Here is a 10,995-nt window from a genome sequence, read left to right as displayed (position 1 = left end):
CGCTTTATTAAGTTAGCAAGGTTAAAACGGTTTGTCAAGCGTTTTTGGAATTTTGTTTTGAAAAGATTTTGGCTTGACTTCTCTATCCCTTGTGACATAAGCGTTTTAGCTCCCAAAATAAAGTTTTAGGGTTTAGGCAATGCCGCTTCAATTGATTTAGTTACAAGAGCTTGTACTGCATCTACACCTTCCCAGCCTCTGATTTCAGTGACTTTCTTTTCTAGGTTTTTGTAGGAACGGAAAAATTCGGCGATCTCTTCGAGGCGGTGGGGGGCAATGTCGGCTAGGGTTTTGACATCCGCGTAGCGGGGATCTTTGGCGGGGACACAGAGGATCTTTTCGTCGCGGTCGCCGCCATCAATCATGATCAGCATCCCGATAGGGCGTGCAGGAATAACACAACCAGGAAATGTGGGTTGATCCATGATCACCATGCCATCAAGAGGGTCGCCATCATCAGCAAGGGTGTTGGGGACAAAACCATAGTCATAGGGATATTGGACTGAGGAGTAAAGGACGCGATCAAGTGCAAAAGCATTGAGGTCTTTGTCGAATTCGTATTTATTTTTGCTGCCTGCGGGGATTTCAATCAGGACGTTGAGGATGCCTGCTTTAGGTTGAGGGGGAATGCGCGATAAGTCCATTGGGTACTCCTTGATTTAGTTTTTGAGTTGTTATTTTTTTCTATGTATGACAGATGCTAGTCGCATAGGGGAGCGTAGGCTGCCTAGAAAAAGTATAGCGATCGCAAGTACCGTTAAGACATAAAAACTAGAAAGATATGGCAACGCTAGGCATTGCCATATCTTTCTAGTTTTTATGTTAGTGATACCAATTCACAAAAGCGTAACGGCACTTGTGTAAATTAAGTGAATTGAAAAGTAACCCCAGTAAGTTTTTTTTAAGCAAAAAACGACTACGTTGTTTTTTTGCTTTGGTATGAGTGTCTGCGGAAATTGTATTTGAGGTTAATTAGTTACGCTGATATTCACGTTAAGAAAAGTATGCTTTACTGTGATGCATGTGAAGTGTGAGGATGTGCATGTTTTTGCAGCAAGAAGCTCGGTTCCCTATTGGTGTTTTTGATAGTGGGGTTGGGGGACTTACGGTTTTACAAGAAGTTCATCGCCAATTGCCTAATGAGTCTGTGGTTTATTTCGGTGATACAGCAAGATTGCCCTACGGGAAGCGATCGCCTGCGGAGATCATTGAGTATGTGTATGAGATTTTGCACTGGATGCAGTCTGAGCAGGTGAAGATGGCAATCATGGCTTGTAATACCAGTTCGGCTTTAGCATTAGATATAGTGCGAAAGGATTTTGATTTGCCGATTTTGGGGTTGATTTTGCCAGGGGCGAGAGCAGCAGTGGGCAAAGGCAAGCGGATTGGGGTAATTGCCACGACTGCGACTGTCAAAAGTGAAGCTTATGTAAGGGCTATTTGTGAAAGCGATCCCCAAGCACAGGTTTTTCAGGTAGATTGTCCTGAATTTGTACCTTTGATTGAGTCTGATCGGATCAACGATCCATACACATTGCAAGTAGCCAAGGAATATTTACAACCACTGATTGAGGCAAACATAGACACCTTAGTTTTGGGCTGTACACATTACCCCCATTTGTCTGGGGTTTTACGCCAAATTTTGCCGTCTCATGTAGCTCTAGTGAATCCTGCTTCTTATGTGGTGAGGGCTGCGAGCCAAGAGTTAGATTTGATGGGGCTAAGATGCTTGGATAATCGTAGCGATCGCGCTGAAACAAGATTTTTTGTAAGCGGAGATCCAGATCGTTTTGCTCAAGTATCACGACGCTGGCTAGGAAAGTCGCCATTGGTGGAAAAAGTTTACCTATCTCCTGTAGAATTGCTGTCTTAAAGTTTTGATTGGCAAGCTCTAGTCAAGTGGGAGTGATTTTTTGAACCCATATTACCGACGATCGCTATGGCTAATACTGTTAATGACGGGGACATGCTTAGGTACACAAGCAGTTAATGCTGAATTGCCACTTGACTCGTCATTGCAGGATCGTAACCTGCTAGCACAGCTACCATCGTCAAGGCAGCCATCGTCAAGGCAGCAGTTACAGTTACGCAATGTCCAAGTTAATGCGGATGGATTTGCCTTACAAATCAATGGCATTCCTCAGATGCGAACATCACGAGTGGCTAGCCCCGATCGGATTATTTTAGATTTACAAGCAACTGAAGTTTCGTCTTCTATCCATAATTCCGTATTGCCGATCAATCGCTATGGGGTAAGGCAAATTAGAGTTGCTCAGTTTCAAAAATCCCCTGCGATCGCTCGGTTAGTTTTTGATCTGGATAGTAGTAGCCCTGTCAGTTGGCAGAGTTCTTTCGATCAAGCGCGTGGTTTATTAGTACTCCGCCCTATCGGCGCAAATAATCTCAGCACTAGTTTGCCAGTAACAGCTTCGCCTATAGCGAACAACGGTTTAGCTACGACAATTGAGGGTTTATCGTTTAATGGTTATGGTCAACTGGTAATTCAGGCTAGTCGAGCGGTTTCCTATCGTAGCAGTGTAGATTTAGCTAGTAATACCTACAGTGTCACAATTCCTGCGACTCGGATTTCATCGCAGTTACGCCGACCAATCTTAGGAGCAAATAGCCCCATAGAGCAAATTCGCCTCAATCAGGTGGGTGATGCAGTAGTAGTTAGTGTGAAAACAGTTGTAGGTTGGCAGATTAGCGAGACTAGCCGCACAAATCCCCAAGCGATCGCTTTACAGTTGACAAGTGTTGGACAAGTGACCGCAGGTATTCCCCCAAATACGCGATCGCAAGTTCAGCCAAACTATGGCAATGTCACTTCTGGCCGTCAACTAGTGGTGGTGGATGCAGGACATGGTGGACCAGATGTAGGCGCGACCAGAAATGGTATTTACGAGAAAGATATTGTGCTAGCAATGAGTAAACAGCTAGGTAGAATATTGCAACAAATGGGATATTCTGTGATGTATACACGCACTGAGGATATTGATCTCGACCTAGAACCAAGAGTGCAGATGGCGGAGAATGCTAGAGCAAGTGTATTTGTCAGCATTCATGTTAACGCCCTTGATGCAAGCTCATCACCAGTAAATGGGGTTGAAACTTATCATGCGCCTAATGCGTCCTTAGGTAAGAATCTTGCAGAATTAGTACATGAGCAGATTATTGCGAGTACGGGTGCAAATGACCGTGGTGTGAGGTCAGCTAGATTTTATGTAGTTACGAAAACTTCAATGCCTGCTATTTTGGTAGAAACTGGATTTATCACAAATCCGTCAGAGGCTTCAAGGCTGCTTAATAGTAACTATCAAGAGCGCATGGCCGCAGCGATCGCTCAAGGTATCGATCAATTCTTGAAATCTTACCGAAGATAGATAATCTGGGGACCGCCCTAGATCAAAAATCTATCAAGAATCTAGCTGTTCGATAGCTCAACTTTTAGATCTTTATGCCCACGGGAGAACTACTTTGCGATATCGACAACTAGCAGTTGGAATTTTGATGACTTTAGCTACTGACTATATCAGCCCTGTCGTAGGGCAGTTACAAGCACAGTCGATCAATAACACATCTAACTTACCTAGTAGAGTTCAAATAAACAGCATTCGAGCAACTAACAATGGCTTAATGCTGACTGTTAATGCTAATCCTCAAATTCGCATCCAAAGGGAGGATAATCCTGATCGATTAATTGTCGATCTGCAAAACACGAATTTGGCTCAACAATTACATCAATCAACTCTGCCAATGAACCGACTCGGCATTAAGCAAGTCAGAGTTGCTCAATTTCAGAATAATCCCGCGATCGCCAGACTAGTTTTTGATCTCGATAGTAGTGATCCAAGTAGCAAATTCGCATGGCAAAGTCAGTACATTGCTGCCACTAGAACCCTACTACTAACACCATCGAATCAAACGGCTCAGGCAATACCGATTAATCCTCCCACCAATCCCAATTTGAGCCTTCCTAGACCAATCAATCCCCCCATCCCCGTAACTTCTGCGCCTGCGGCGATCGAAAGATTGAGTTTTAGTAATACTGGGCAACTAATAGTCTCAGCCAACCAACCAGTGAGCTATCGAGCGAATTTTGATCCTACCTCTAGCACTTATAACTTAACGGTTGCTAATGCTAAAATCTCACCAAATTTACAACGGCCCAATCTTGCAGCAAACAGTCCTATTGAAAGAATTAGACTGTTACAAGTGGGAACCTCTGTAGAAATTGGGATCAAAACGATCGCTGGCTGGCAAGTGCGTGAAACTCAACGCTTTAACAATCAACAAATTCAATTACAAGTTTCACTAAATAGCGTTGTTCCGAATAACCAAACGCCTTTGCCTAGTAACAATCCTGTTATCCAAACTCCTCAAAATACAGGCGAGCGTCGCCGAGGAGTAATCGTAGTTGACGCAGGGCATGGCGGTCGTGACCCAGGTGCTATTGGTAACGGCATACAGGAAAAAGATGTTGTCTTACCCATCAGCATTAGCTTAGGACAAGCCCTACAAAGTATGGGTTACACAGTTTATTATACTCGTACTAATGATGTGGAAATTGATTTGGAGCCGCGTGTAGCTCTTGCTCAAAGAGTTAATGCTGATGTGTTTGTAAGTATTCATGCTAACTCTCTGGCTTCTCGCAACAATAGCGTTAATGGTGTAGAAACCTTTTTTGCCCGAGGCTCAACAATTGGGAGAACGCTAGCTAGCTACGTTCAGTCACAAATCATATCAGCGACTGGTGCAACTGATCGCAGTGCCAAAGCTGCAGGTTTTTATGTAATTGCTAGAACTTCGATGCCTGCTATTTTGGTGGAGACTGGTTTTGTAACAAACCCGACTGAAGCGAGAAATCTTAGCAATCCTAACTATCAAAAGCTGATGGCGGATGCGATCGCACGAGGTATCGACCAGTTCATGCGTGTTCGTGGCAGATAAAAAACAGGGGAACCGCGAAGCGGTTCCCCTGTTTTTTTTAAGAAGGAGATTTAGAAAATTCTAAAGGAGATTGTGACTGCTGTTGATGTCTAGCATCGGTAATTAACCAATCTAAAGCTGCTGCTTGCAAGTCGATAGTTGCACCCGTTTTGTCAACGCAATAACGACCAAACACCAATTTATCGACTAGCCGCACATCTGATAAGCGCGAATACTCAAAAATTACACTGCGCTCAACCACAGCCCCACTGCAAACATGACAGTTAGGTCCAATCATTGTTGGACCAATGATGGTCGCACCATCCTCTATTTGAGTCATACCCCCAATATAGACAGGACCACGGATGTCTACCTTGTCCCAGTTCACCGAAACATTTAAACCTGTATAAACGCCTGGTTTAACTTCCTGCCCAGGAATATTAACGTTTTTAATTTTGTCTGAAAGGACATCTTGAATTGCTTGCCAATAATCGGGAACTTTACCAATATCGACCCATTGAAAATCCATAGAAATAGCATGGAAAGGAAGATTGTCTGATACCAACCTAGGAAACAAGTCACTGCCAAGGTCAAATTCCATATCCGAAGGCACATAATCGAGGATTTCTGGCTCGAAAATATAGATGCCTGTATTGATGGTATTGCTTAGAGCCGACTCAACACTTGGCTTTTCCTGAAATTGCTTGATTCGACCATCGGAGTCCGTAACTACAACTCCATAGCTCGACACCTGATCCCTAGGAACAGTTTTCGTAATAATCGTAGCTAGAGATTTTTTTTGACGATGCCAGTTAACAGCATAGGTAAGATCGAGATCGATCAATGCATCACCACAAAGAACAACAAAGGTATCGTCAAAGAATGGAGAGAAATCTTGGATTTTTTTAAGCCCACCAGCCGAGCCAAGCGCACTACCTTGGAGCTTGCCATCAATAATGGTTCCTTCAAAGGAATAGGCCATCTGCACGCCAAACTTCTGACCATCTCGAAAATAGTTTTCGATCTCTTCTGACAAGTGGCTAACGTTAACCATAATCTGATCAAAGCCGTGCTGTCTGAGTAACTCAACTAGAAACTCCATTACAGGTTTTTGCATGATCGGGATCATGGGCTTGGGCATGATATTCGTGATCGGGCGGATTCGAGTACCTTTACCCGCAGCCAAAATCATGGCTTTCATAAATTACATTCTCCTCTCACTACGATTAAATGGCACTTGCATATCTCAGTAATTTGGTTACTACGCTATGTTCAAGTTCCCTAAAAACCCGTCTTATCATACCTTGTAAGCAGTCCTAAAAAATTTAGGCAAGGCAAGCCAATTAGCCTCTAAACTTAGAGCGGCAATGCTTTGACATGACTATCCGATTTTTTAGACATCTTTAAACATCAATACTACGACTGTTGTATTGACTCATTGCTTTTTCTAGCCCATCCACTAAAATACTGGTCACTGTGGACTCAGCCAGATCAAGAATTTCAGGCAAGATTTTAGTTTCGGCAGACGAAAACCCTCCTAAGACATGGTTAGTAACGTTTTGGTTGGCTTTGGAGGCGATCGCATTATTATCACCATCAACTTTACCACCACGCCCAATTCCAAGACGAAGCCGAGGAAAGTTTTGCGTGCCAAGATGCGAAATTATGGACTTCATGCCATTGTGTCCCCCTGCGGAGCCAGAAGGACGCAATCGCAATTTACCAAGGGGTAAATCCATATCGTCATAGATCACTAGAATATTGGCGGGATTCCCCTTAAACCAATCAGCACAGGCTCGTACCGATTGTCCTGAGACATTCATATAAGTAGTTGGTTTGAGCAGACGGATCTTACCGCTACTGGCTAATCGAATCGATAATCGACCTTCGCCAAAAATGCCATAAAAGCGCTTTTCTTTGCCAAGGGAAATACTCCAAGATGTCGCTAAGCGATCGATCGCCATAAAACCAATATTGTGACGGGTACGCTCATATTCTGTACCGGGGTTACCCAGCCCCACAATTAGAGAAATAGATTGAGTCTCAAGCATCCGAGGCAGTTGTTACTTCCTTAGGTTCTTCTGAAGATGTGGCAACAGCAGCAGCGACGGGTGTGGCTACATCAGGATTTGGTTGTACCGTCGGTTTATCGGCAACGGTTGCTGTTTGCTCAAGGCGATCGGCTTCGCGCTTAAACTCTGATTCAAATTCACGAGAAGCATCTTGAAACCCTTTAATCGCTTTGCCCATACTGCGCCCAATTTCTGGCAGTTTTTTTGGACCAAAGATCAAAAGTGCTACCAACATGATCAGAATCATTTCAGGCAAGCCAATACCAAAAATATTCATGGAGAGTGACCTTAAATTTATATACAACGAAAACTATTGATACGTTAAAGGCACGCAAAGCGTGCCTTTAATCTTTGCTCAGGATAGCTAGAACCTAGCCGCCCCAGTTGAGGTTAACACCATCAAGGATCAAGGAGGAGTTGTACAACTGGAGAATAATTACCAGAAATACAAGAAACAACGCCATGAATACAGCCATGAGAGGGGTAGTTCCCCAGCCACGAGAGACCTTACCGTATTCTGCGTTCAAAGGTCTGAGGATATCGCCAAGGCGGGTACGTTGTGACATAACTTTGTCTTCTTAAAAGGATTGTTACAAAATAGTATAATTGTAATTAAGAATAACTCAAATCATTGGTTCAATTCATGGAAAACGCAACTTCGATCGCGGTGACTATTGCCGTATGTGTGATCGTTTTAACAGCTTATGCGATATATGTGGCGTTTGGCCCACCCAATAAAGAATTAGTCGATCAGTTTGAAGAACACGAAGATTAATTTAACTAAACCGTGCTTTGCGCGGTTTAGGCGAATAGTTTAGGCGAATAAATGAGTAAAAACTTGCGACTAACTCATGATGTTTTGGATGTGTCAGAGGTCTATGCGATCGCTGATAATGCGCGTAATGGAGCCGTGGTGCTGATGAGCGGCATGGTACGCAATCAGACGGGGGGAAGAGCCGTTGATTATTTGGACTATCAAGCCTATGAATTGATGGCTTTACAAGTTTTTCAGGAAATTAGCGATCGCTGCCATCAGAAATTTCCAGACGTTACCGAAGTTGTCATTCATCATCGTCTAGGAAAATTAAAAATTGGCGAAATTAGCGTTTTAGTTGCGGTGGGGTCTCCACACCGTGCAGAAGCTTTTGAAGCTTGTCGCTATGCGATCGACACGTTAAAAATAGATGCTCCGATCTGGAAAAAAGAATTTTGGCTGGACGGCATCAGCAGTTGGGTAAATTGTCCGATATAGCGCTTTGCCAGCAAGCGAGTACAAAGGTTTGTTTCCCCGCCTTTGGCGGGGAAACAAACCCGTACTTCACTAGACTGATAAAAGCTATATAGCAAAAAGATCTAGAACATTCTTTTTGTTTGGAGTTTTTGATGCTGCTAAAAAAACCTTTTTTTGCTCGTCCTGCTTACGAAGTTGCGCCAGATTTATTGGGATGTACTTTAGTTAGAAGGATTGACAAGATTGAATATCGGGGAATTATTGTCGAAACTGAAGCCTATGACGCAACTGATCCTGCCTGTCATGGCTATCGCCGCAAAACTCAGCGCAATGCCGCTATTTTTGGCGAACCCTGTACTGCCTATGTCTATTTAATTTATGGAATTTATCATTGCGTTAATATCGTCACCGATCGCGAAGATTTTTGCAGTGCGGTATTAATTCGGGCGATCGAATGCGATCGCTTACCAAGTTGGCACAATCCCAAAGAAAAAGCGCATCGAGCAGGGGCTGGACCGGGCAAACTTTGCCGCCTATTAAAAATTGATCGACAACTTGATGGGGTAACGCTGCATCCAGATTCGGATTTATGGCTAGAGGCGCGATCGCCTGATTTCGCTGAGCCAATTTGCCAAACCACAAGAATCGGCATTACGCAGGGAGTAGATATTCCTTGGCGCTGGTATTTAGGCGATCGCACCTCAGTATCGCGAAAAGCGACCTCAATAAGTACCCAGAATTAACGTCAGTTCGACGAAAGCGAAAAATGGTAAGAATCGCTAAGCGATTCTTACCATTTTTCGCCATTTGCGGCGTGCTTCGCACGCCGCAAATGGCTATATCGAACTCACGTAGAATTAGTGATGCGGCGCTTCGTGCTGCACCACTAATTCTGGGCTGGAAACCATTGGCTAAGATTTAGACGGCGATCGCTCAATATTAATAACTTTAGAAATAACCTTTTCATAACTTTTGGGCAAATAAATATTGAATTTAGGAAGTAGGATGTTCCTATGAAATAGAAAAGTACAGTTGCACAGCCCAAAAGCCTGATCAAAATCAAATAATTGTTTAGGTAGCAAAAGCAGTTCTTCAACTTAATATTTTCTACAAGTTATCCAGACATTTTAATTAACAATTAAATAATTTATTAAATCACTTTAGATATTTTAAGTACCTCTAAACTGGGGAAAGGAGAAAAAAGCAATGCACATTGAAGTAATGCAGCCAACGGGACATCTTAACGCCACTAGTACTAACTATTTTCGTCAACAAGCTAGTCATGTTTTAGATCGGAAACCTGATGTGTTACTTATTGACCTAAAACATCTCAAACAGATGGACAGTTCAGGTTTGGGGGCTTTAATTTTTGCTTTGAGGAGCGCAAAGGCGATCGGCTGTAAGTTTGCACTCTGCTCAATTAGCGAATATATCGAATTTTTGTTAGAAGCAACATCAATGAAGACTTTATTTGATGTATTTGAAAATCGCAGCCAGTTTGAACATTCTTTGAAAAAAGTTTAAATATATCAATCTTGCTTAGGATATAAAACCCAAATAAAGGCGGTGCTTCGCGCCGCCTTTATTTGTTTTCTAAAAGAAGCATGGTTCTAAGCGTCCTGTCTCTTTTAAGTTTTTATATAGCAATCCTAAATAGGTTGTGAGAGTGCGCCCCGAAGGGCGCACTCTCACAACACTCAAAATCTTACAACTCATTTAGGAGCGCTATATTTGCGATCGCTATTATTGTTAAAACTTAAAAATCTTATATAGCAGTCCTATAGCAACGTAAGTTTTGCTTAGGACATAAAACCAAAAAGATTAGTGGCGGCGCTTCGCGCCGCCACTAATCTTTTTGGTTTTGATTTGCCTTATCTATCTCTTGCGTTGCTATATATCATTTGTGGATTTTTTTGGTTTGTGGAAGGACACCCCGATGGGGTGTCCTTCCACAAACCATTTAAGATTGCTATAGCCATGCAAGAGATAGATAAGACAAATCAAAACCCAAAATCCAAGTAGCGGCGCTACTTGGATTTATTACGTTCCAGCGATCCCCTAACAAAGCGCTGCAAATATTGTTAAAATTTCTCCATCCTACTGACTGGTCAATAAGATCAAACAAATTATGGAACCTAAAGAAAACACTGACGAATCGATCGCAGAAGATCCAGCCGAAACTGTAGAAACTACCAGCACAGACAAAGAATCTCCCAAAGCCCCAGAAACAATAAAGTCAGTAACATCTGTTTCTGAAGCCATAACAACAAATACTACTCCTGCTGCTCCACCCATAGATGACTCACTCAACGTGAGCTTTGATATTTTGAAACAAATCAAGGAATTTTGGGAGGAGTACTTTGGTGAAGGCAAAAAAGCCAATCGCACCCTAGCGATCGCCATAATTGCTACTATCCCTGTATTTATAGTGACATCAGAAATTTTAGGCTTTTTAAATAAATTACCCGTATTGCCTAGCCTCTTTGAATTAGTTGGCTTTGTCTATTCGGTATGGTTTATCTATCGATACCTATTACTTGCTAATACTCGCAAAGAGCTAATTGATGGGATCACAGCTTGGAAAAACAAAGTTTTCGGCTAAATAACCAATCTCACGACAAGGGGAATTAGAACAGCAATTCTGATTATGAAACCGATTTTGGTGTTTCCAGCGCCTTCGGTGCTGGAAACACCAAAATCGGTTTTTTGAAAGTCCGCCGTTGGCGGGCTTCCAAAAAACCGATTTTGATAATCAGAATTGAT

Annotated in this window: 13 protein-coding genes; 8 read left to right on the top strand and 5 right to left on the bottom strand. The window is 42.8% G+C overall.

Translation table 11 applies throughout. The features are described 5' to 3' along the window. Positions 1-125: 125 nt before the first annotated feature. Positions 126-644, bottom strand: coding sequence for an inorganic diphosphatase (locus VB775_RS25235; RefSeq protein WP_281006629.1), 519 nt, complete (start codon positions 642-644; stop codon positions 126-128). A gap of 398 nt (positions 645-1,042) precedes the next feature. On the opposite strand from VB775_RS25235, the gene murI reads away from it, so the two are divergent. The 3 genes from murI (at position 1,043) to VB775_RS25220 (ending at position 4,950) form a co-directional block, all read left to right on the top strand. Further along, a complete protein-coding gene (gene murI, locus VB775_RS25230; protein WP_281006628.1) occupies positions 1,043-1,873 on the top strand; it encodes a glutamate racemase in 831 nt (276 codons plus the stop codon). A 40-nt stretch (positions 1,874-1,913) separates the two neighbouring features. Beyond that, the gene (locus tag VB775_RS25225; protein WP_281006627.1) at positions 1,914-3,383 is read left to right on the top strand and encodes an N-acetylmuramoyl-L-alanine amidase; all 1,470 of its coding nucleotides are present in this window, start codon (positions 1,914-1,916) and stop codon (positions 3,381-3,383) included. 127 nt (positions 3,384-3,510) lie between these two features. Continuing rightward, complete coding sequence (locus tag VB775_RS25220; protein ID WP_281006626.1) at positions 3,511-4,950, top strand: N-acetylmuramoyl-L-alanine amidase; 1,440 nt, start codon at positions 3,511-3,513, stop codon at positions 4,948-4,950. 37 nt (positions 4,951-4,987) lie between these two features. Here VB775_RS25220 and VB775_RS25215 read toward each other — a convergent pair whose 3' ends face one another. The 4 genes from VB775_RS25215 to psbH all read right to left on the bottom strand — a co-directional run bounded on the left by VB775_RS25215 (position 4,988) and on the right by psbH (position 7,567). Continuing rightward, positions 4,988-6,130 (bottom strand): NDP-sugar synthase, encoded by a 1,143-nt coding sequence (locus VB775_RS25215; RefSeq protein WP_281006625.1) that lies wholly within the window; start codon positions 6,128-6,130, stop codon positions 4,988-4,990. A gap of 202 nt (positions 6,131-6,332) precedes the next feature. Then, a complete protein-coding gene (pth, locus tag VB775_RS25210; protein ID WP_281006624.1) occupies positions 6,333-6,980 on the bottom strand; it encodes an aminoacyl-tRNA hydrolase in 648 nt (215 codons plus the stop codon). After that, complete coding sequence (locus tag VB775_RS25205; RefSeq protein ID WP_281006623.1) at positions 6,973-7,278, bottom strand: TatA/E family twin arginine-targeting protein translocase; 306 nt, start codon at positions 7,276-7,278, stop codon at positions 6,973-6,975. Before VB775_RS25205 ends, pth begins: the two co-directional genes overlap by 8 nt. Positions 7,279-7,372: 94 nt before the next feature. Then, the gene (psbH, locus tag VB775_RS25200) at positions 7,373-7,567 is read right to left on the bottom strand and encodes a photosystem II reaction center phosphoprotein PsbH (RefSeq protein WP_190578700.1); all 195 of its coding nucleotides are present in this window, start codon (positions 7,565-7,567) and stop codon (positions 7,373-7,375) included. 77 nt (positions 7,568-7,644) lie between these two features. Between psbH and psbN the strand changes: the two genes are divergently transcribed. The 5 genes from psbN (at position 7,645) to VB775_RS25175 (ending at position 10,834) form a co-directional block, all read left to right on the top strand. Then, positions 7,645-7,776: a photosystem II reaction center protein PsbN gene (gene psbN / locus VB775_RS25195; protein ID WP_094532123.1), complete on the top strand. Its 132-nt coding sequence runs from the start codon at positions 7,645-7,647 to the stop codon at positions 7,774-7,776. Positions 7,777-7,827: 51 nt separating this feature from the next. Then, positions 7,828-8,253 (top strand): molybdenum cofactor biosynthesis protein MoaE, encoded by a 426-nt coding sequence (locus VB775_RS25190; protein WP_281006622.1) that lies wholly within the window; start codon positions 7,828-7,830, stop codon positions 8,251-8,253. A gap of 131 nt (positions 8,254-8,384) precedes the next feature. Continuing rightward, positions 8,385-8,975 (top strand): DNA-3-methyladenine glycosylase, encoded by a 591-nt coding sequence (locus VB775_RS25185; RefSeq protein ID WP_281006621.1) that lies wholly within the window; start codon positions 8,385-8,387, stop codon positions 8,973-8,975. A gap of 463 nt (positions 8,976-9,438) precedes the next feature. Then, the gene (locus tag VB775_RS25180; RefSeq protein ID WP_281006620.1) at positions 9,439-9,756 is read left to right on the top strand and encodes an STAS domain-containing protein; all 318 of its coding nucleotides are present in this window, start codon (positions 9,439-9,441) and stop codon (positions 9,754-9,756) included. Between the two features lie 604 nt (positions 9,757-10,360). Next, positions 10,361-10,834 (top strand): CAAD domain-containing protein, encoded by a 474-nt coding sequence (locus VB775_RS25175; RefSeq protein ID WP_281006619.1) that lies wholly within the window; start codon positions 10,361-10,363, stop codon positions 10,832-10,834. Positions 10,835-10,995 lie beyond the last annotated feature (161 nt).

The sequence above is a fragment of the Pseudanabaena sp. CCNP1317 genome (assembly GCF_034931345.1).
Classification (GTDB): domain Bacteria; phylum Cyanobacteriota; class Cyanobacteriia; order Pseudanabaenales; family Pseudanabaenaceae; genus Pseudanabaena; species Pseudanabaena galeata.
The sequence above is the reverse complement of the archived record's forward strand: the minus strand, read 5'-3'. Positions and strand labels throughout refer to the sequence as shown.